The 18,285-nt window shown below is 64.4% G+C and carries 18 protein-coding genes; 7 read left to right on the top strand and 11 right to left on the bottom strand.

All coding sequences use genetic code 11. From position 1 onward, the window contains the following. Nucleotides 1–58 precede the first annotated feature (58 nt). Both CS1BSM3_RS19875 and CS1BSM3_RS19870 read left to right on the top strand, forming a co-directional pair. On the top strand, nucleotides 59–700 hold the full coding sequence (locus CS1BSM3_RS19875; RefSeq protein WP_072389896.1) for a DUF5671 domain-containing protein: 642 nt from the start codon (nucleotides 59–61) through the stop codon (nucleotides 698–700). Continuing rightward, entirely contained in the window at nucleotides 690–1,115 is a 426-nt protein-coding gene (locus tag CS1BSM3_RS19870) for a hypothetical protein (RefSeq protein WP_143149294.1), read from the top strand. The genes CS1BSM3_RS19875 and CS1BSM3_RS19870 overlap by 11 nt, the downstream gene beginning before the upstream one ends. A 105-nt stretch (nucleotides 1,116–1,220) precedes the next feature. Here the strand turns inward: CS1BSM3_RS19870 and CS1BSM3_RS19865 are convergent, their stop codons facing one another. Further along, the gene (locus tag CS1BSM3_RS19865; protein ID WP_072389890.1) at nucleotides 1,221–1,553 is read right to left on the bottom strand and encodes a DHCW motif cupin fold protein; all 333 of its coding nucleotides are present in this window, start codon (nucleotides 1,551–1,553) and stop codon (nucleotides 1,221–1,223) included. 263 nt (nucleotides 1,554–1,816) lie between these two features. Here CS1BSM3_RS19865 and CS1BSM3_RS19860 point away from each other — a divergent pair, with 263 nt between their 5' ends. Beyond that, nucleotides 1,817–2,035, top strand: a complete 219-nt coding sequence (locus tag CS1BSM3_RS19860; RefSeq protein ID WP_072389887.1) for a hypothetical protein — start codon at nucleotides 1,817–1,819, stop codon at nucleotides 2,033–2,035. 67 nt (nucleotides 2,036–2,102) lie between these two features. Here the strand turns inward: CS1BSM3_RS19860 and CS1BSM3_RS19855 are convergent, their stop codons facing one another. Then, nucleotides 2,103–3,044 (bottom strand): sterol desaturase family protein, encoded by a 942-nt coding sequence (locus CS1BSM3_RS19855; protein ID WP_072389884.1) that lies wholly within the window; start codon nucleotides 3,042–3,044, stop codon nucleotides 2,103–2,105. 220 nt (nucleotides 3,045–3,264) lie between these two features. Between CS1BSM3_RS19855 and CS1BSM3_RS19850 the strand changes: the two genes are divergently transcribed. Further along, complete coding sequence (locus CS1BSM3_RS19850; RefSeq protein ID WP_072389881.1) at nucleotides 3,265–3,969, top strand: hypothetical protein; 705 nt, start codon at nucleotides 3,265–3,267, stop codon at nucleotides 3,967–3,969. A 143-nt stretch (nucleotides 3,970–4,112) separates the two neighbouring features. Here the strand turns inward: CS1BSM3_RS19850 and CS1BSM3_RS19845 are convergent, their stop codons facing one another. The 3 genes from CS1BSM3_RS19845 to CS1BSM3_RS19835 form a co-directional block, all read right to left on the bottom strand. Then, nucleotides 4,113–4,868, bottom strand: a complete 756-nt coding sequence (locus CS1BSM3_RS19845; protein ID WP_072389878.1) for an MBL fold metallo-hydrolase — start codon at nucleotides 4,866–4,868, stop codon at nucleotides 4,113–4,115. 15 nt (nucleotides 4,869–4,883) lie between these two features. After that, nucleotides 4,884–5,855, bottom strand: coding sequence for a zinc-binding dehydrogenase (locus CS1BSM3_RS19840; RefSeq protein ID WP_072394130.1), 972 nt, complete (start codon nucleotides 5,853–5,855; stop codon nucleotides 4,884–4,886). Between the two features lie 155 nt (nucleotides 5,856–6,010). Further along, nucleotides 6,011–7,864, bottom strand: a complete 1,854-nt coding sequence (locus CS1BSM3_RS19835; RefSeq protein ID WP_244540571.1) for an extracellular solute-binding protein — start codon at nucleotides 7,862–7,864, stop codon at nucleotides 6,011–6,013. A 345-nt stretch (nucleotides 7,865–8,209) separates the two neighbouring features. Between CS1BSM3_RS19835 and CS1BSM3_RS19830 the strand changes: the two genes are divergently transcribed. Further along, nucleotides 8,210–9,046 carry an invasion associated locus B family protein gene (locus CS1BSM3_RS19830; RefSeq protein ID WP_072389875.1) on the top strand — a complete coding sequence of 279 codons (837 nt, stop codon included), beginning with the start codon at nucleotides 8,210–8,212 and terminating at the stop codon, nucleotides 9,044–9,046. 107 nt (nucleotides 9,047–9,153) lie between these two features. Here CS1BSM3_RS19830 and ychF read toward each other — a convergent pair whose 3' ends face one another. Genes ychF through CS1BSM3_RS19815 form a run of 3 tightly spaced genes read right to left on the bottom strand, consistent with a single transcriptional unit; the run spans nucleotide 9,154 to nucleotide 11,726 of the window. Next, the gene (gene ychF, locus CS1BSM3_RS19825) at nucleotides 9,154–10,251 is read right to left on the bottom strand and encodes a redox-regulated ATPase YchF (protein ID WP_072389873.1); all 1,098 of its coding nucleotides are present in this window, start codon (nucleotides 10,249–10,251) and stop codon (nucleotides 9,154–9,156) included. Between the two features lie 15 nt (nucleotides 10,252–10,266). Then, on the bottom strand, nucleotides 10,267–11,004 hold the full coding sequence (gene pth / locus CS1BSM3_RS19820) for an aminoacyl-tRNA hydrolase (RefSeq protein WP_072389870.1): 738 nt from the start codon (nucleotides 11,002–11,004) through the stop codon (nucleotides 10,267–10,269). Nucleotides 11,005–11,039: 35 nt separating this feature from the next. Beyond that, a complete protein-coding gene (locus CS1BSM3_RS19815; protein WP_072389867.1) occupies nucleotides 11,040–11,726 on the bottom strand; it encodes a 50S ribosomal protein L25/general stress protein Ctc in 687 nt (228 codons plus the stop codon). A gap of 474 nt (nucleotides 11,727–12,200) precedes the next feature. Here CS1BSM3_RS19815 and CS1BSM3_RS19810 point away from each other — a divergent pair, with 474 nt between their 5' ends. After that, the gene (locus tag CS1BSM3_RS19810) at nucleotides 12,201–13,679 is read left to right on the top strand and encodes a TolC family outer membrane protein (protein ID WP_083528747.1); all 1,479 of its coding nucleotides are present in this window, start codon (nucleotides 12,201–12,203) and stop codon (nucleotides 13,677–13,679) included. Between the two features lie 49 nt (nucleotides 13,680–13,728). Here the strand turns inward: CS1BSM3_RS19810 and CS1BSM3_RS19805 are convergent, their stop codons facing one another. The 3 genes from CS1BSM3_RS19805 to CS1BSM3_RS19795 all read right to left on the bottom strand — a co-directional run bounded on the left by CS1BSM3_RS19805 (nucleotide 13,729) and on the right by CS1BSM3_RS19795 (nucleotide 16,386). After that, nucleotides 13,729–14,676 (bottom strand): prephenate/arogenate dehydrogenase family protein, encoded by a 948-nt coding sequence (locus CS1BSM3_RS19805; RefSeq protein ID WP_072389864.1) that lies wholly within the window; start codon nucleotides 14,674–14,676, stop codon nucleotides 13,729–13,731. Next, a complete protein-coding gene (gene hisC, locus CS1BSM3_RS19800) occupies nucleotides 14,673–15,779 on the bottom strand; it encodes a histidinol-phosphate transaminase (protein WP_072389861.1) in 1,107 nt (368 codons plus the stop codon). Before hisC ends, CS1BSM3_RS19805 begins: the two co-directional genes overlap by 4 nt. Before the next feature lie 103 nt (nucleotides 15,780–15,882). Continuing rightward, the gene (locus tag CS1BSM3_RS19795; protein ID WP_072389858.1) at nucleotides 15,883–16,386 is read right to left on the bottom strand and encodes a hypothetical protein; all 504 of its coding nucleotides are present in this window, start codon (nucleotides 16,384–16,386) and stop codon (nucleotides 15,883–15,885) included. A gap of 192 nt (nucleotides 16,387–16,578) precedes the next feature. On the opposite strand from CS1BSM3_RS19795, the gene CS1BSM3_RS19790 reads away from it, so the two are divergent. Next, nucleotides 16,579–18,105, top strand: coding sequence for a DHA2 family efflux MFS transporter permease subunit (locus CS1BSM3_RS19790; protein WP_072389855.1), 1,527 nt, complete (start codon nucleotides 16,579–16,581; stop codon nucleotides 18,103–18,105). Nucleotides 18,106–18,285 lie beyond the last annotated feature (180 nt).

Raw genomic sequence — 18,285 nt, 5'->3', positions numbered from 1 at the left:
TAGGCTCGCGGCTCTGACGGAACGCGCCACAGATCCAATCACAGCAAGCGGAGGCCAAATGGACGCCAAAGATCCTCTGGTTCAATTCGTCCGCGAGGCACTGCTTGCAGGAAAATCGCGAGCTGAGATCCAGTCTGTGCTGCAAGCCAGCGGCTGGTCATCGAAAGAGGCCGACTCAGCCCTCGCTGCCTATTCCGATGTGCCGTTCATCCCACCAGTCCCACGACCACGCCTCCGTCTGACGGCGCGCGACGCATTCGTCTATCTGCTCCTATTCACGGCCCTCGGCATTTCGGCCTGGCAGCTCATTTGGCTGATCTTCTCGATCCTCAATCTCGTGCTCCCCGATCCGGTCGACTACGCATACGTGGAGCGGCAATCGGCTGACCAGATCCGCTGGGGAATAGCGTCGCTCGTTGTTTCGGTGCCCGCGTTCGTCGCAATGACACTCTACACCGATCGAAAGATCGCGCAGGACGCCGGCCACCAGAGGTCGCTCGTCAGGAATTGGCTGACCTATCTCGCGTTGTTCGTGTCGGCGCTCAGCTTTCTCGGCGTCGCCGTTTACGTCATCTACAGTTTCCTGAAGGGGGAGATTACTCTTCGTTTCATCCTGAAGGCCGCAACCGTCGCGTTGGTCTCGGCGGGCATCTTCGTCTTCTATCTGCGCGGCCTCGAGGATTTTAGAGATGAGCACTAGAGCTTTCATGATTGCGGCCGTCGGTGCGACATTGCTTGCTGTGATCGCTGGAGCCTACGTCGTCGGCAGCCCCTCTGAGGCGCGGCGCCGGACATTCGACGATCGCCGTTATCAGGAACTCGCAATGCTCGCCGGAACGCTGCTCTGCACATCCGACAAGACTACAGTTCTCCCCGTCGCGCTGACCACGGAAAGCCTGCGATCCTATTGTGGGGCGCGCAACCTGCAGCCGCCGGCGTTCCTCGACGATGAGACCGGTGAACCCTACAAATACACGCGGAAGAGCGAAGAAGATTATTCGATCTGCGCCAAATTCCACGATGCCCACCGCGTGGCGCGCCTCTCGTCCAGCTCTCCGAATACGCGATGGGCGTTCGAGCCGGCCTCCGGGTGCATCACGGGACGCATTCGCTAGGCTCGCGCAAAGCCCGCTGTCCTCGATGAAGCGTAGGCGCGGAATACGCGACGGCGTCCCCGGAAACCCGTCGGCCAGATCAGTCGCAGAAGCGCGCTCACACGCCTAGTCCACAATAAACAGCTTCGCGCCGGTCTTCGTGTAGGAGCGATGCGCCGCATCGCCGAAGTTCGACACCTGGTAGCTCATGCCGGGGCGAAGAACGAAGCGGCGGCCGTCGCGCAGCTCAGTCTCGAGCTCACCTTCGAGCACGTAGAGGATGTGCCCGCGGTCGCACCAGTGATCGGCGAGATAGCCGGGCGTGTATTCCACTTGGCGGACGCGCACATTACCCATCATGAACGTGCGCCAGATGGCTTTGCCCGTTTCTCCGGCGTGATCTTCCGCGGGAACCGCGCTCCAATCCGTAATGGTGAAGGGAAGAGTGGGCAGTTCCATTGTTGCTTCCTGCTTCTTGTCGACGTGGCCGAGTGGGCGCCGAGGCGCGACGCGATCGCGCGCGACGCGCCTCGGCCAATCTAGCGCATGGAGAGGCCGCCGTCGCGACCCTCAGATTCAGACCTGAAAACGCTTCGCCCGGTCGACCTCGGCAGAAAGTGCTGCATCATGTTCCGCACGAAACAGCGCGCACGGTCGTAGTCGCGATAGGAGAGTGCCATGGGTAGACCATGGTGGCCTGCTTCTGATCCGGGAGAACGGAAATGACCGACAGTGACAATCGCGCTGAAATTCGTCCGCTCCGCGCCGACGAGATCTGTGCCGCCAGCGGTGCTGGTCTTGCGAGTGCCTTGGATGTCTTGAGAGGCCCAATTGTATTCCGCCAGCCCACCTGTGGCGATGTCGTCGTCGGGCGCGACGCCGACGGCCCGGGTACATTCATTATCGGAATCAACGGCCCCATTCGCATCCCCCGCTGGTGACGTGCGCTCACGCCGCGTATTGGCTGAGGCATGCGAGCCTCAGCCAAAGGATGCCACGCCTACGAACTCAGGCGCTTCGCGAGGGATTGAAATGCGAGGCGGACGCCGGCGCATCCTCGAGATGGCCTTCCGAGGTCTGACTCTGTGCCTCGGCAGCAAAGCGCCGAGAAAGGCTGGATAGGCCGCCGAGCAGCATGCGCGCCCACTCCTTGAGCGGATAGAGCAGAAGCTTCACGACGTCGTTCTCGGGAACGCCGGTCGCCCCCACGCGCTCCTCGCATTTGCCGGGGTTGTAGTAGGTGCCGAACATGACGTCAAAGAGCGGGCAGAAATTGGCGAGGTTCTTGCCGTAAGCCTCCGGCACGTCCGCGTGATGCCAGCGATGGAAACGCGGCGAGGCCACCAGGAGCCGGAGCGGTCCGTGATCCCAATCGACGTTCACGTGGACGTAGATGTTGTGCAGGGCAAGCAACGCGGCGCTGATCCCGATCGCGTCGCTCGGCAGGCCGAGCCACGTCAGCATGAGCGTGAAGGAGACCCACATCACCAAGCCTTCGAACAGGTGAATGCGATACGCCGTGAGCCCGTTCACATCGGGGTCGGAGTGGTGGATCGCGTGCACCGGCCAGAGCAGGCGCATGTGCAGCAGTCGATGGTTCCAGTAGTTCGCGAAGTCGTATGCGAAGAGGGCGAGAATGACCATGAACCACGTCGGTGCGTGGCCCCAGAACTCTGTCGGGATGCTTGGGATCCCGGCGAGCGCATAGAGTGCCTTGATCTTCTCGGAGAGCAGCCAGATGAGGGGCACAAGCAGAAAGTTGACGTGGAAGATGGTCAGCGTGGCGAAGACACCCATGACTGCGCGTCGCGACCATGAGAGGCGCCATCCGCGCAGGGCGAGATCGATGACGAGCAGCGCGCAGAGAAAGCCGATGACCGCGATCATGTGCGGCTTGCTGATCATTCCTGTCCAGGCGACCGCGCGGCCGGTGAAATAGTCGATCAGCATGGCACCCCGCTGAGATCGTCTTGGTTTTCCAGTTTAAGCAAGTCGAGTTAATTTCGAGCGAAGGTCATTGCGGCCAGGGGCTCGCCCGCAAGTAACGAACGCGAAACCATGACGGCGACCGCCGGCAGAGCGGCTCGGCGGATGCCCGGCCCAGCGCCTCATGCCTGCCCAATTTGCTGTCCCATGTTCCGCGCACGGGATATTGGGGCAGGGGACAGGCATGGCACTGATGGCACGGCGCATCCAGAGCGAGGCGGGCGACGTTGCCGTCGGTACGGTGGTCAAGCGCGAGGGTGGGAAGGTCGCGACGCTGGTTGCGCTCGTTGCACTGGCATTCTCCGCCTACAGCCTCTGGGAGACCTCGCTGAAACAGCCGGACGTGCGCATTTTCGTGCCGCCGGTCATTCAGTTCTCGGCGCCGTACAACAACTCGAATTTCGAGGTCATCGCGATCCCGGTGACGTTCGCCAACGAAGGCGCGCGCACGGGCACGGTCCTCTCCATGGAGCTTGCGGTCACGGACCCGCGCACGAGCCAGACGAAACTTTTCTATGCAGCGGACTTCGGCCGCTGGACCATGGAGAGGACGCGCGCCCAGGCCTACCAGCCCTTTGCGCCGCTCTCGCTCGCGGGCCGCGCCTCCCGAACGGAAACCGTGCTCTTCTACACGCGCGGCGATGACCAGAAGCCAGCGCAGATCATTGAGAAGACGGGCCCCTACGGATTCAAGCTGACGCTGGAGCAGGCAGTGGCCGATGATCTCGGCGTCGTCGACAAGTGGCTGTCATCGGGGCCGGTTTCGGTGAGCTTCGAGCGCGAGCTGCGCTTCTACGATGCGCGCGCCTTCAACAACGGCACGCTGCCGCTCTACGCGAAGGACTGGCGCTCGACGCAGGGTGGGCCGACGGCTGCGGCGAAAGAATAAGCCTTTAGTCCCCTCTCCCCGCTTGCGGGGAGAGGGTTAGGGGGGGGGGCGGCGGCATACGCTAACGTCGCACAAGCTCCCGCCCCTCATCCCGACCTTCTCCCCGTAAGAACGGGGAGAAGGAGAAGCAAAGACGCGACCGATCACGTGACGAGCGAGATCAGCGTCGTCTGCTCCAGCGTATCGCCGAACCACGCCGTGATGGCGGCTTCGCGCTTGCCGATGTACGTCGGCTTTCCGTCCCTCAGCACCATCGGGACGTCGTGCCCAGGAACGAGAAGCGTGTTGGGCTTCTTCTGCCAGAGCTTCCACATGAGCTCGATCGAGGCGCGCGTGACGGCAGGATCGTAGGTCATGTCCGCTTCGAGGGTCGTCAGCTCGACACGGTTTTTGGCCGCATCGCCGGTGAAGATGACGTCGCGCTCGGCGCCCTCGATCGTGAAGATGAGATGTCCCGGCGTATGACCTGGGGCGTGGTGGCTCACGATCCTCGGCAGGACCTCGCTGCCGGGTGTGACGCGCACGAGCTGCGGTGAGCCCGCGAGCTCGCGCACGTACAGTTCAGGCACCGGCCCAGTGCCGAAGGGCTCTTTCAAGGACCACTCGAGCTCGCCCGCGCCGATGTGCACGCGCGCCTTCGGAAACATGACCCAGTTCACCGAGTGGTCATGATGCGAATGGGTCAGAATGACGTCCGTCACGTCAGCCGGACCAAGCCCATGCGTGGCGAGTTGCTTCTGGATGAGCGAACGCTGGTTGAACGACCCGACATCGACGAGCGCGACACGGCCCTCGCCGCGCAGAAGCGCGATCGTGCTCCAGCCGAGGCTGCCATGACAGACGGATTTTCCGGGGTAACCAGTGATGAGAATGTCGAGGTTGTAGCTCCCGAACTTCATGACACTCCGCCCGCCCTATTGCGTCAGCACGATCTTGCCGAAGTGCTCGTTCGCCTTCATGTGGGCGAGCGCCTCGGCCGCCTTGTCGAGCGGATAGGTCTTGTCGATCGGGAGCGCGAGCTTCCCGGACTCGACCGCATCCCAGAGATCGACGCGCATGAGACGGTTGATCTCGCGCACTTCCTCGACGGAGCGGGTCCGGAACGTCACGCCGATATAGTCGATGCGCTTCATGGCATGGAGGTCGAAGTCGAACTCGCCGGTGAAGCCGCCGAGCCGGCCGACATTGACAATGCGGCCGAGCACCTTGGCCGCCTTGAGATTGCCGTTGGCGACGGGCGCCGAGATCTGATCGACAATGACGTCGACGCCCTTGCCGTCGGTCGCCTTGATGACCGTATCAGGCCATGTCGGGTCTGTCGTGTCGATGGCGACGTCGGCGCCGAACTCCTTGAGACGCGCGCGGCGGCCCGCGTTCGTCGATGAGCCGAGCACGAGGCTCGCCCCCATGTGCTTGGCAATCTGCATGCCCATGAGCCCGACGCCCGAGCTCGCGCCCTGGATCAGGATGCTTTCGCCCTTCTTGAGGCGCCCTGCGGTCACGACGGCATTGTGCATGGTCTGCAGCGCCACAGGCAGTGTCGCCGCCTGCGTAAAGGTCATGTTGTTCGCGGGGATCTTGGTGACGCGGCCGTAGTCCGACACCGCGTATTCGGCGTAGCCCGCATTGCCGGAGCACATGACGCGGTCGCCCGCCTTGATGCCGCTCACCTGGCTGCCGACCTCCGTGACCTCGCCGGCGAACTCGAGGCCGAGAATGGCGCCGGCGCCGCCATGCGCACCATGCGGTCGGCCCGAGGCCATGATCAAATCCGCGCGATTGAGCCCGCTAGCCTGCACCCGCACCAGCACCTGCGTCGGTCCCGGCGTGGGCTTCGGCACTTCGCGCACCTCGACGCCGGACGTGCCGACAACCACGGCCTTCATCATGTCGCTTCCTCCGCGATGAGTTTCTGTCGCCTTTCAGGTCTGCGGCGATGATACCTGATTGTGCGCGCGCGTTAAGGCCCAGCGAGGAGCGCGACGTGGCGCACAACTTGGGACGTCGGCAGAGCTTTGCTGGAAGGCAGTCGGAGCAGGGATTACTGCGGCTTGTGCCACCACGTATCGACGTTGAAGCCGAAGAGCGTCGGGCGCGGCGCAGGCTCGAGGTACGACCAATAGCCGACCCACTGGCGTCGCGCATGAAACAGCGGGATGACGTAATCGCCAGAGATGAGGGCGCGATCGAGCGCGCGCACGGCCGCCTCGAAATCCTCCCGCTCCTCGGCCTTGAGCAGGGCCTCGATCATGGCGTCGACGGCCGAGTTTTTGACACCGGGATAGTTGAGCGAGCGCTCGATATCGGCGGCGGCACTTCCCCAGCGGTTGACCTGCTCGTTGCCGGGCGAGAGCGAGGCCGACCACTGCGCCTGGATCATGTCGAAATCGAAGGTCCTGAGGCGCTCCTGGTACTGGGAGCTGTCCACCTGCCGGACGCGCACGTCGATGCCGATCCGCTTCAGCGTATTGGTGAAGCTCAGCATGAGGCGCTCCTGCGCGCGCGTCGCCGCGAGGATCTCGAAGCTCAGCGGCCGCCCCTCCGCGGCCTGCATACGCCCCTTCTGGAGGGAGAAGCCCGCTTCTTTGAGCAGTGCAATGCCGCGCGAGAGGTTCTCGCGGTTATGGCCCGAGCCGTCGCTGACGGGCAGACGCCACGTCCCCTCGAGCACATCAGGCTTGATCAGCCCGGCAAAGGGCGCGAGCAGGGCTCGCTCACGCGCATCGGCCGGCCGGCCCGTCGAGGCGAGCGCCGAGCGCTCGAAGTAGCTTTGGGTGCGCGTGAACCCGCCGTGATAGAGATTGCTATTGATCCATTCGAAATCGAACATCTGGATCAACGCTTGGCGCACGCGCGCATCATTGAAGGGCCAGCGCCGCGTATTGAAAGCGAATGCGGCCATGCCGGCTGGCACGCCGACATCGAACTCGGTGATCTTCACTCGGCCCTCGGCTACGGCGGGAAGCGCGCGGCCTTCGGCCCAGCGCGCTGGATCCTCCTCCGGCCGGAGCGAGATCTGCCCGCTCTTGAAGGCCTCGAAGAGCGCTGTCGCGTCGCGGTAGTAGTCGAAGCGCACCTCGTCGAAGTTGAAGCGCCCGCGATTGATCGGCAGATCGCGTCCCCACCATTCGGGGTTGCGGCGATAGGTGATCGACCGCCCGGCTTCCACCGAACCCACGATGTACGGACCGCTCCCGATCGGAACTTCGAGGGATGTCTGCTCGAAGGTCTCTGCATCGAAGCGGTGCTTCGGCAGGATGGGCATGAGACCGAGCAGCAGCGGTGCTTCACGATTGCCGTGGCCCTCGAAATCGAAGCGGACCGCATTTCCCGGCTGGATGGTCGCTTTCGAGACCGTGCGGTAGTGGGCCCGCATGAAAGGCAGGCCTTTGTCCTTGAGCTGCTCCCAGGAAAAGAGGACGTCCTCGGGCGTTACCGGCTGGCCGTCGGAGAACCGCGCGCGCGGATCGATGTTGAAGACGATGTAGCTGCGATCGCGGTCCGTCTCGATGGACTTGGCAATGAGGCCGTACAGCGAGAAGGGTTCGTCCAGCGAGCGCCCGAGCAGGCTCTCGTACACGTAGTCGCGCAAACCCGCCGCGGCGACGCCCCGGACGATGAAGGGCGTCAGACTGTCGAAGGAGCCGTGCTGACCGAGCACGATCCGGCCGCCCTTGGGCGCATCCGGATTGACATAGGGGAGATAAGAAAAGTCCGCCGGCAGCGCCGGCGCACCGTGCATGGCAATGCCGTGCTGGGGCTCGGCCGAGGCTCGACCAGCGTCGAGCGCGATAAGTGCGAGCAGCGCAAGAAGGAGCGTACACGCCCCAGTCCAGACACTGAGGTGCGTTGCCCGCGTCCGCGTGATCCGCCTTCCAGCTACCCTCCAGCCCATGCCGCGACACATGCACGGCGATCGGGGCGGGATCAAGTCTCGCGCCGCCTTTCCTTGGAACGACTTGAACTTGGCGCCGCCGCCCGGCCTCGTCGGCGGGCCAAACTGAACGCTGCAGTTGCCGGAACGCCACGGTAGACCCGGCATCGCTTGTGCACGACGACGCAAGCTCAAGACCACGTCACGGGAATGCCGTATTCGGGCCCTTAGTGCCGGGCAACAGGCGATGGGTGAGATGGGCGACGCCAACAGGTGCGCCGCACGTCGTCGTCAGCCCGGGTGAGGCTCGACGATCAAGGGGATTCCGGCCTACGTGGCCGCTCTGCAGACGAGGGTTCGAGAACGATGATCGAGAAGACTCGGGTTTTCGGGTGGCTGTCAAATAGTGCACGCGCCATGACTGTGGCCGCCTGCGCGCTCGCTCTGGCGACGGGCGCAGCGCTGGCGCAGCAGCCGGCCCCAAAGAAGGATCAGAAGAAAGCAGCGCCTGCTGCGAAGAAGGAACAGCCCGCAGCGCAGGCCGGCGAGAAGCCGCAGAGCGCGTGGGTCAAGCTGTGCGAGAAGGCCCCGATCGTACTTCGCGACAAAGAGGGCAAGCCGACCCGCGAGCAGCGCAATATCTGCCTCACGCATCATGAGCGGCTCGATGGCAATACGGGCCTCGTCCTAGTGTCGGCGGCATTTCGTCAGGTCGAAGGCGAGGAGAAGCAGCACCTGATGATCATGGTGCCGCTCGGTATGGCGATCGGTCCCGGCCTGCGCGCCACGATCTACAATGCCGACTTGTGGGACAAGATCCAGAAGAACGAGAAGTTCGACGACAGCAAGCTCGAGCCGATCAAGTTCAACTATACGCTCTGCCATCCGGCCGGCTGCACGGCCGAGATCGAGGCCACCAAGCAGCTCGTCGACGGCTTCAAGTCCGGCGCTGGTCTCATGGTGCTCGCCATCAATGCGCAGGGGCAGGTCGTGGCATTCCCAGTGCCGCTGACCGGCTTCACCGAGGCGCTCGAAGGCCAGCCCATCGACAACGAGAAGTATTCCGAGGCCCGCAAGGCTCTCATGACGCAGATTGCCGAGCGCCAGCAGCAGCTCGTCGAGGAGGCACGCAAGCGTCAGGCGGAAGCGGCCAAGGACGGCAAGGGGCCTGCTCCGGCCGCGCCGCCAGCCCAGAAGAAGTAAGCGGCGCGCAGCGCTGGACTTCGTGAAATGAAGAACCCCTCTCCGCTGGCCGCGGGGAGGGGTTTTACTTTGGCCGGTCGAGCGCTTTGAGCTGCTCTTGGCGCCGATTAATTCGCGAAGCGGAAGTGCATGACGTCGCCGTCCTGGACGACGTACTCCTTCCCTTCGAGCCGCATCTTGCCGGCGTCGCGACAGCCCGCCTCGCCCTTGTTGGCGACGTAGTCGGCGTACGCGATCGTCTCGGCGCGAATGAAGCCCTTCTCGAAGTCCGTGTGAATGACGCCGGCCGCCTGCGGCGCCCGTGTGCCGCGCGAGACGGTCCAGGCGCGCGCCTCCTTGGGCCCGACAGTGAAGAACGTCACGAGATCCAGAAGGTTGTAGCCGGCGCGGATGAGGCGATTGAGGCCCGGCTCCTCGAGACCCATCTCGGCGAGGAAAGCCTGGCGCTCGTCGTCGGCGAGCCCCGCAAGCTCGGATTCGATCTTGGCGGAGATCACGACCACTGCCGCGCCTTCGGCCTTGGCGCGCTCGGCAACGACCGCCGAGAAACGATTTCCGGCGGCGGCCGAGGCCTCGTCGACATTGCAGACGTAGAGGACCGGCTTGGCCGTCAGGAGCTGCAAGGCGCGAAAGGCCGCCCGATCCTCCTCGGGAACAACGGCCGTGCGCGCCGGCTTGCCCTCACGCAGCGGCACCAATGCGAGTTGCATCAGCGCGACCTGGGCGGCCGCTTCCTTGTCGCCGCTCTTGGCGCGCTTTTCGACCGTCGAGAGCCGACGCTCGAGGCTCTCCATGTCGGCGAGCATGAGCTCGGTCTCGACGACCTCCGCGTCAGCCAGCGGATCGATGTGGTTGGCGACGTGGGTGATGTCGTCATCCTCGAAGCAGCGCAGCACGTACGCGACGGCATCGACCTCGCGGATGTGCGCGAGGAACTTGTTGCCGAGCCCCTCGCCGCGCGAAGCGCCCTTCACGAGCCCTGCAATATCGACGAAGGTCAACCGCGTCGGGATGGTCTCACCGGACTTGGCGATGCTCGCAAGCTCGTCGAGGCGTGGATCCGGCACGCCGACCTCGCCCACGTTGGGCTCGATCGTGCAGAAGGGATAGTTCGCCGCCTCGGCGGCTGCGGTCTGTGTGAGCGCATTGAAGAGAGTGGACTTGCCCACATTGGGCAAGCCGACAATGCCGCATTTGAAGCCCATGAATCGGTCCTTAAGTCAGTCTTTTGGGCGGCGCTTGGCCAGCCAGTTCTTCAGGTTCTCGGCGAGTGCGGTGGCACGCTTGGAAGCGCGCTCCCCTGCCGGGTGAGATCCGCGCGGGCGCGGTTCACGAGGCACGGTGTCCTCCGCAGTCTTTCGCCGCTTCGACTTCTCAGCCTCGTCATCGTCGTTCGACAGCGCCCGCGCGACGTCCGTCAGAAATCGCGCCGCGTCATTTGCGGCAAGCCGCGGCGCCGCGTCGGCAATCGCATCGAGCATCGGCTCGAGCCAGTCCTGATCGGCGCGGCTGAAATCGTGCAGCACCCAAGCCTGGACGAGTTCTTTCGCACCGGGATGACCAATGCCGATGCGAACCCGCGCATATTCATTGTCGAGATGCGCTGTGATGGAGCGCAACCCATTGTGCCCCGCGTTGCCCCCGCCGGTTTTCACCTTGAGCTTGCCCGGCAGAAGGTCCAGCTCGTCGTGGAAGACCACGATGTCGCTGGTCCCGAGCTTGAGAAACCGTGCCGCCTCGCCGACGGCCCGGCCGCTCTCGTTCATGTAGGTCTCCGGCTTGAGCAGGAGGACCTTGGTGCCATCGAGCTCGCCGTCGGCCGCATAGCCCTGGAAGCGCCGGCGCCACGGCCCGAAGCCATGGCGCTCGGCGACCCGCTCGACGGCCATGAAGCCGACGTTGTGGCGATGCCGGGCGTATTTCGCCCCGGGATTCCCGAGACCGACGAAGAGCTTCATGGCTCACTCGCGCGAATTGCCGCCCGGGGACGGGATCACTTCTTGCCCTTCGGGGCCTCCTTGGCGGCGGCGGCCGGAGCTGCAGCAGCAGCCTTGCCGGCTTCTGCAGCAGGTGCAGCCGCACCAGCAGCCGGCGTCTCCTCCTCATCCTTGCCGCCCGTGCCGGCGATCGTCGCGACGGTGAAATCGCGATCGGTGATCGTCGGCTTGACGCCTTCCGGCAGCGCGACCGCCGAAATGTGGATGGAGCGCCCGATCGCGAGACCGGTCAGGTCGATCTCGAAGTGGCTCGGAATCTTGTCGGCCGGGCACCACACCTCGACCTCGTGGCGCACGATATTCAGGACGCCGCCCCGCTTGAGACCGGGCGAGAGCGCCTCATTGATGAAGCGCACCGGCACGCCGACGCGCACCCGGTTGTCCGAGCCGATCCGCTGGAAGTCCACGTGGAGGGGGAAGTCCTTCACGGGATCGAGCTGGACGTCGCGGGGGATCGCCCTGAGCGTCCGGCCGTCGACCTGGATGTCGAACACCGTCGAAAGAAAGCGTCCGCGTTTGATGAGAATAAACAGATCGTTGGCGTCGATCTGGATAGTGTCCGTGCTCCCTTCGTCGCCACCATAGACGACGGCCGGAACGTTGCCGGTGCGCCTGACGGCTCGTGCGGCCCCCTTGCCGCTCGCCGCGCGCCCCGAAGCCTTGATCACATTGGCCTGGGCCATTTTCGCTGTCTCCAAACAAAACCAGCCCCGACCATGGCTGACCGGGGCGTCTGCCTCTGCCTGCCGGCCTCCAAGGGTGCCGCGCAGGTTCTCAGAACGATGAGATGCGCCGCTTATAACCGCACCGCCAATCGAGCGCAATCTTGCGTGCCCGGAGAGGATGATCCGGAGTAATAAATCAGGCGCCTGACGATATCCGCAGCGCGAGTTGTCAAAAATATAGTAAATGCCGTTGCCTGGGTGCGCCGCAGTGTAGTCTCCCGGACACGGTTTCCCGCCTCTTCCTCGCAAACTGTAAATTTTCCCTTCCCTTTAGCTACCCGGGGAGCACTAATGACCTCGCAGAGGGGTGAGTCGGCCTCCGTGCGAAGCGCGGCCGAGTATGAGTAGCTTCGGACGAGTCGTGAGTGGTGTGTGGGTAGTCGCGTTAATGCGGAAATCTACGGCAGCTCATGATTTCGAGTGGCAGGGCGAATGGCATTTACCGGTGATACTCAAACGGCATCGCGCGATACCGCCAGCAATGTGCTGAGAACGGTGTTTGTGGCGGGCTTGTTCGCCTCGGGCAGCCTCATGGCGGCATCGGAGGCCAGCGCGGAAACGCTGCAGCAAGCCCTCGCGGCTGCCTACAAATACAATCCATCCCTCGATGGCGCCCGCGCTCGTCTCAGAGCGACCGACGAGGACGTCTCGATCGCGAACTCCGGCTATCGGCCAGTCGTCACAGGCAGCGCCGACGTCACGCATTCGTGGCAGCGCACGCGCCCGCCGGCCACGGGCGATGGTGGCGACACCTCGAAGGGTTACGCCGTCAATCTCACGCAGCCGATCTTCCGCGGCTTCCGTACGGTCAACGCGGTGAATGAAGCCGAGGCCAACGTCCGGGCCGGGCGCGAATCGCTCCGCACCACCGAGCAGGGTGTGCTGCTCGACGCCGCGACCGCCTTTATGGACGTCATCCGCGACCAGGAGATCGTTCGCCTGCGTGAGAACAACGTCAACGTTCTCTCTCGCGAACTGCAGGCCACCCGTGATCGCTTTGCGGTCGGCGAAGTCACCCGCACGGACGTCGCTCAGTCAGAGGCGCGCCGGGCCTCGGCCATTTCGGCGCTCGACACCGCGCGCTCGAACCTGAAGATTTCCCGCGCCACCTTCGAGCGCGTGATCGGCCATCCGGCGAGCCGCCTCGTGGCGCCGCCCGGCCCGTACAGCGGCATTCCGAAGACCCAGGACGAGGCCATCGGGATCGCGACCCGCGAGAGCCCGCTTGTCGTCAACGCGCTCTACCTCGAGCAGGCGGCCCGCTTCGCTGTCGATCGGATCTACGGCGAGCTCTTGCCGGAAGTGCGCCTCGATGCAGGCTACTCCCAGCGCTGGGATCCGGCACCTACGCTGGATGAGCGCCAGGGCGCATCGGTTGTCGGCCGGGTCAACGTTCCCCTTTACGATGGCGGCACCATCCAGGCGCGCGTCCGGCAGGCAAAGCAGCTCCACATCGGCCGTCTGCAGGATATCGAGCAGGCGCGCACGGTTGCACGGCAGGGCGTACTGTCCGCATGGGCACAGCTCACAGCAGCGCGCGCTCAGCTCGAATCCGATGAGGCTGCCGTCAATGCCTCGCGCATCGCTCTGACGGGTGTCCGCGAAGAGCAGAAGGTGGGCCAGCGCACCATCCTCGACGTGCTCAACGCCGAGCAGGAATATCTGACCTCTCAGGTTCAGCTCGAGACGACGCGGCGCAATCTTGTCGTCACGTCCTATCTGGTGCTGCAGTCCGTGGGCCGCCTGAGCTCGGAGTACATGGGCCTGACCAAGCTCGTCTACGACACGGACGTCTACTACCAGGAGGTTCGTCGTAAGTGGTGGGGCATCAGCATCACCCATCAGGACGGCCGCAACGAGAAGCAGGATCTTTGGGACAAGCACGGTAAGAAGCACTCCTCCTCCAAGTAGGAGCGGAGTGCCGCCGTTGCAGTCCTGAGATTTATCGACCTGAACCCGATCAGCTCTTTTGACCGGTAGCCGGGGCAGCGCTTCCGCCTTGATGGCGGCCGAAGTCAGGTGCCGCTGTGTCCTGCCCCGCCTCGATGATGCCGCGGCGTATGTGGCGCGCCTCAGTGATCATGCGGAACAGGGTCTCGCCGTCACCGAAGCGCATGGCGCGCTGCAGGTGGAGGAGATCCTCCGTAAAGCGGCCGAGCATTTCGATCATCGCCGTCCGGTTCGTGAGGAACACGTCCCGCCACATCGTCGGATCGGACGCAGCGATACGCGTGAAGTCGCGGAAGCCGCCAGCCGAGAACTTGATGACCTCGCTCTCGGTCACCCGCTCGAGGTGAGCAGCCGTGTTGACGATGTTGAAGGCGATGAGATGCGGCACATGGCTCGTGATCGCCAGCACCATGTCATGGTGATCGGGCGCCATGATCTCGACATTGCTGCCGAGCCCCTTCCAGTATGACCTGAGGCGATCGACGGCGGCGTTGTCCGCGCCCGGTGGCGGCGTCAGGACGCACCAGCGGCCGTCGAAGAGCTCTGCAAATCCCGCCTCGGGGCCGGAGTGCTCGGTGCCGGCAATCGGATGACCGGGCACGAAATGCACGCCCGCAGGCACATGCGGCCCCACATCTGCGACGACGGAGCCTTTGACGGAGCCGACATCGGTCAGAATCGCGCCGGGCTTCAAACTTTTCGAGATCTCGGCGGCGACCGGCCCGCACGCGCGCACGGGCACGCACAGGATCACGAGATCGGCCTCTTTCACGGCATCGGCGGGATTTGCGAACACCTCGTCGACGAGCCCGAGCCGCAATGCCGTCGCCCGCGTTGCCTCCGTCTTGGCGGCACCGACAATGCGGCGTGCGAGCCCAGCGCGCCGCGTGGCGTGGCTGATCGACGAGCCGATCAGGCCGATGCCGATCAGCGCCACCGTATCGAAAAGCTGGCTCATCGCGCGCTGCCTTTCACGAACTCCGCGAGCGCGGCGACAACTGCGCGGTTGTCCTCTTCCGTGCCGATGGTCATGCGCAGCGCGTGCGGCAGCGCATAGCCACCGACGCGGCGCATGATGATGCCGCGGCTCTTGAGGAACTCGTCGGCGGCTTGTGCGCTGCGTGCCCCCTCGGCATCGCAGTGGATGAGAATGAAGTTGCCGACGCTCGGCGTGACCTTGAGGCCGAGCTTGCCGATCTCGTCGCTCACCCAGGGCAGCCATTTGTCGTTGTGCGCAACCGACCGCTCGATATGGGCCGTATCCTCGATCGCGGCGACGCCGGCAGCGATGGCCGCGGACGTGACATTGAACGGACCGCGAATGCGATTGAGCACATCGGCGATCGCCGCCGGGCAGTAGGCCCAGCCGAGCCGCAGGCCTGCGAGGCCGTAGATCTTGGAGAATGTACGCGTCATCACGACGTTCTGCGTCGTCGCGACGAGCTCGATGCCCGCCTCGTAGTCGTTGCGCCGGACGTACTCGGCGTAGGCCGCATCCAGCACAAGCAGCGTGTCCGGGCGCAAACCGGCGTGCAGGCGGCGCACCTCGTCGATAGGGATATACGTCCCCGTCGGATTGTTCGGGTTGGCCAGGAAAACGATCCTCGTGCGCGGCGTCACACGCGCAAGCAGCGCGTCGACGTCCGTGCGGAAGTCCTTCTCGGGTGCGATGACCGGCGTTGCGCCATTGGCGAGCGTCGCGATCTTGTAGACGAGGAAGCCGTGGACGGTGAACAGCACCTCGTCGCCCGGGCCTGCGTAGGCGTGCGTGAGGAGGTGCAGGAGTTCATCGGACCCGCAGCCGCAGACAATGCGCGCCGGATCGAGGCCGTATGTCCGGCCAATGGCACCGCGCAGCGCCGTCGCGGCACCGTCGGGATAGAGCGCCAGCTCATCGGCGAGCGCCTTGTAGGCCGCCACAGCCTTCGGACTCGCCCCCAGTGGCGTCTCGTTGGAGGAGAGCTTGATCGGTTTCAGGCCGCCCGGGACCGTGCTCTCGCCCGGCACATAGGCCTGAATGTCGAGAATGCCCGGCTTCGGCACGGGCGCTTTGGCAGTCATATCGGCGCACTCCAGCATGGGCGGGCGAGGTGGCCCACCGCCGGGGCAGATACATAGTCGAGTGCCTGGAGGATGAAAACTCTAAACCCGCGGCGCCGTCAGCTCAGCCCGGTGGCGGCACCACGGTAAATGGCGCCCCCGTCACCGGATCGAGCCGCGGCAGCCCGACCCTGGCAATGCATTCAGCGGCATCACTGAAATCACGGGCGTTCTCGCGCCTGAGGTCGGCCGTCTGGCCTTCCGGATAGGCCCCCACCACCGACAGGCCTCCGCTCATATCGAGCCGGCAGTGGCCCACTCCGGCCGGGATGAGCACGACATCTCCGGCAACGACCTCGATCACAGGCCCATTCGGGCCGCCGAACTGCACGAGCGCCCGCCCTTTGGCGATGCCGAGCACCTCGTGCGCCGTCGCGTGATAGTGCTGGAAGGGATAAATGCCGTTGATCCATGCATCCACCCAGCCATTGGCCGCGAGATGTTCGATAATTTTCTGCTCGGGCGATGGCCCAGCGACATCGAGCGCCTGCACATAGCAGGCAAGCGGCAGAACAGGATTGTTCGGAATTAACCCATCCGATGCGAAGTGCAGCCTCTCGATGGCCATGACGACGGCTCCAGCCTGATCTCCCACGACAATATACTGACAGGCATAGAACGCTGGTGCGAAGATCCTGTTCCCCTGATCCAGAGCGCAGATGCGAAGTGCCGCGGATGACAGTCGCGCAGTTAGCTGATCTTATGCCGTCACGGCGCGCGTTGCCGCCGCCGCGCGGACTTCTCTCCAGCCATTGAAGACATGACCACGCAGACCGCATCGTCCGGCCTCGGAAGCGTCACAGCGCGGCAATGGCTCATCCTGTTGATGGTGCAGCTTTGCACGCTGCTCTTCGGCATGACGATCACGCTCGCGAACGTGGTCCTGCCGCAGATCAAAGGCGCGATGTCCGCGACCCAGGACCAGATTGCCTGGGTCATCACCTTCAATCTCATCGCGACAGCCATCGGCACGCCGCTCGTCGGCTGGCTCGCGAACCGGCTCGGCTGGCGCACGGTCATGTTCGGATCGGCGCTCGGCTTCACGATCTCGACGCTGCTCTGCGCGTTCGCGGCAAATCTCGAGGCGCTGGTTCTGTTCCGTGTCGGGCAGGGTCTGTTCGGCGCGCCAATCATGCCCATGGGGCAGGCGATCATCCTCGCGACGTTTCCCCGAAGCCAGCACGCGCTGATGATGATGATCTGGGGCATCGGCGGGGTCATCGGGCCCGTGTCCGGCCCGCTCATCGGCAGTTTCATCAGCGAGCTTTATGGCTGGCGCGCATCGTTCCTCATGATCGTGCCGCCGGGCATTCTCGCCACGGTCTGCGCCTGGTTCGCCCTCTCCGAGCACACGTCCCGCACCGACCGTCACTTCGACTGGACGGGCTTCATCGCGCTGTCGGTCGCCATTGCCTCGGCTCAGCTCATCATGGACCGCGGCAACCGCCTCGACTGGTTCGAGTCGACCGAGATCTGGATCGAGCTGCTGATCGCCGTCGGCGCATTCTGGATCTTCATCGTCCATACGTTCAGCGCCAAGAAGCCCTTTCTCGATCCGACGCTCCTGCTCGACCGCAACTTCGCGCTGGGCCTCATCGTCGCCTTCGTCATGGGCGCGCTGAGCTTCACGGCCATCGCGCTCTTCCCTGGATTGCTGCACGACCTGCGCGGCTATCCCGACAGCGCGATCGGCCTTCTGCTCGCCGCGCGCGGCCTCGGGAACTGGGCCTCGTTCCTCATTATCGTGCCGATGACGCGCCTCTATCCGCGCACGACGCTCGCAGCCGGTCTCGCCTGCCAGGCCATTGCCGGCTGGGGCATGGCCAATCTCGACATCAATCTCACGGACTTCGACGTCTTCTGGACGAACGCGCTGCAGGGCTTCGGCTTCGGTCTCGCTTTCACACCGATGTCGGTGCTCGCCTTCGCCACACTCGACAAGGGCCGGATCACCGACGGCATGTCCGTCTTCCATCTCGTGCGCAACTTCGGATCGAGCCTCTTCATCTCGCTCTCGATCGTCCTGCTCGTGCGATCGACCGCCGCCAGCTACTCGACTTTCACCGAGCACATATCGCCCTTCAACAGGGTGCTCGCGTATCCCGGCTCCGTGGGGCTCTGGAATTTTGAGAGCCAGGGCGGGCTGCTCGCGCTCGCCGGCGAGTTGCAGCGACAGGCCGCCATGATCGGCTATATCAATGCATTCTATCTGTTCGCCATTACGGCGGCGCTGTCGGTGCCGGTCGCGTTCCTCATGCGCGACGTGCCGCGCGACCGGACGGACTGATCGCGCGTTTCGCGCGAGCGGGGCTTTCGCCCCACACCCCAATCGGGGGAACACCCCCGAACCCCCGTCATTTATGGACTTGGAGCGAGCCGCTGGCACGACAGGTCCCTTCTCCCCGTCCTATACGGGGAGAAGGTTAGGATGAGGGGCGGGAGCTTGTTCAAACCTCGACGTTTGCCG

The organism is Hyphomicrobium sp. CS1BSMeth3 (assembly GCF_900117415.1).
Classification (GTDB): domain Bacteria; phylum Pseudomonadota; class Alphaproteobacteria; order Rhizobiales; family Hyphomicrobiaceae.
The sequence above is the reverse complement of the archived record's forward strand: the minus strand, read 5'-3'. Positions and strand labels throughout refer to the sequence as shown.

Excerpts from the sequence above, each read along its gene's own strand:
- ychF (WP_072389873.1), bottom strand. The coding sequence starts at position 10,251 with ATGGGCTTCAAATGCGGCATTGTCGGCTTGCCCAATGTGGGCAAGTCC.
- hisC (WP_072389861.1), bottom strand. The coding sequence starts at position 15,779 with ATGACTGCCAAAGCGCCCGTGCCGAAGCCGGGCATTCTCGACATTCAG.
- CS1BSM3_RS19850 (WP_072389881.1), top strand. The coding sequence starts at position 3,265 with ATGGCACTGATGGCACGGCGCATCCAGAGCGAGGCGGGCGACGTTGCC.
- CS1BSM3_RS19855 (WP_072389884.1), bottom strand. The coding sequence starts at position 3,044 with ATGCTGATCGACTATTTCACCGGCCGCGCGGTCGCCTGGACAGGAATG.
- CS1BSM3_RS19840 (WP_072394130.1), bottom strand. The coding sequence starts at position 5,855 with ATGAAGGCCGTGGTTGTCGGCACGTCCGGCGTCGAGGTGCGCGAAGTG.
- CS1BSM3_RS19830 (WP_072389875.1), top strand. The coding sequence starts at position 8,210 with ATGATCGAGAAGACTCGGGTTTTCGGGTGGCTGTCAAATAGTGCACGC.
- CS1BSM3_RS19835 (WP_244540571.1), bottom strand. The coding sequence starts at position 7,864 with ATGGGCTGGAGGGTAGCTGGAAGGCGGATCACGCGGACGCGGGCAACG.
- CS1BSM3_RS19870 (WP_143149294.1), top strand. The coding sequence starts at position 690 with ATGAGCACTAGAGCTTTCATGATTGCGGCCGTCGGTGCGACATTGCTT.
- CS1BSM3_RS19805 (WP_072389864.1), bottom strand. The coding sequence starts at position 14,676 with ATGAGCCAGCTTTTCGATACGGTGGCGCTGATCGGCATCGGCCTGATC.
- CS1BSM3_RS19845 (WP_072389878.1), bottom strand. The coding sequence starts at position 4,868 with ATGAAGTTCGGGAGCTACAACCTCGACATTCTCATCACTGGTTACCCC.
- CS1BSM3_RS19810 (WP_083528747.1), top strand. The coding sequence starts at position 12,201 with ATGGCATTTACCGGTGATACTCAAACGGCATCGCGCGATACCGCCAGC.
- CS1BSM3_RS19795 (WP_072389858.1), bottom strand. The coding sequence starts at position 16,386 with ATGGCCATCGAGAGGCTGCACTTCGCATCGGATGGGTTAATTCCGAAC.
- CS1BSM3_RS19790 (WP_072389855.1), top strand. The coding sequence starts at position 16,579 with ATGACCACGCAGACCGCATCGTCCGGCCTCGGAAGCGTCACAGCGCGG.
- CS1BSM3_RS19875 (WP_072389896.1), top strand. The coding sequence starts at position 59 with ATGGACGCCAAAGATCCTCTGGTTCAATTCGTCCGCGAGGCACTGCTT.
- CS1BSM3_RS19860 (WP_072389887.1), top strand. The coding sequence starts at position 1,817 with ATGACCGACAGTGACAATCGCGCTGAAATTCGTCCGCTCCGCGCCGAC.
- CS1BSM3_RS19865 (WP_072389890.1), bottom strand. The coding sequence starts at position 1,553 with ATGGAACTGCCCACTCTTCCCTTCACCATTACGGATTGGAGCGCGGTT.
- pth (WP_072389870.1), bottom strand. The coding sequence starts at position 11,004 with ATGAAGCTCTTCGTCGGTCTCGGGAATCCCGGGGCGAAATACGCCCGG.
- CS1BSM3_RS19815 (WP_072389867.1), bottom strand. The coding sequence starts at position 11,726 with ATGGCCCAGGCCAATGTGATCAAGGCTTCGGGGCGCGCGGCGAGCGGC.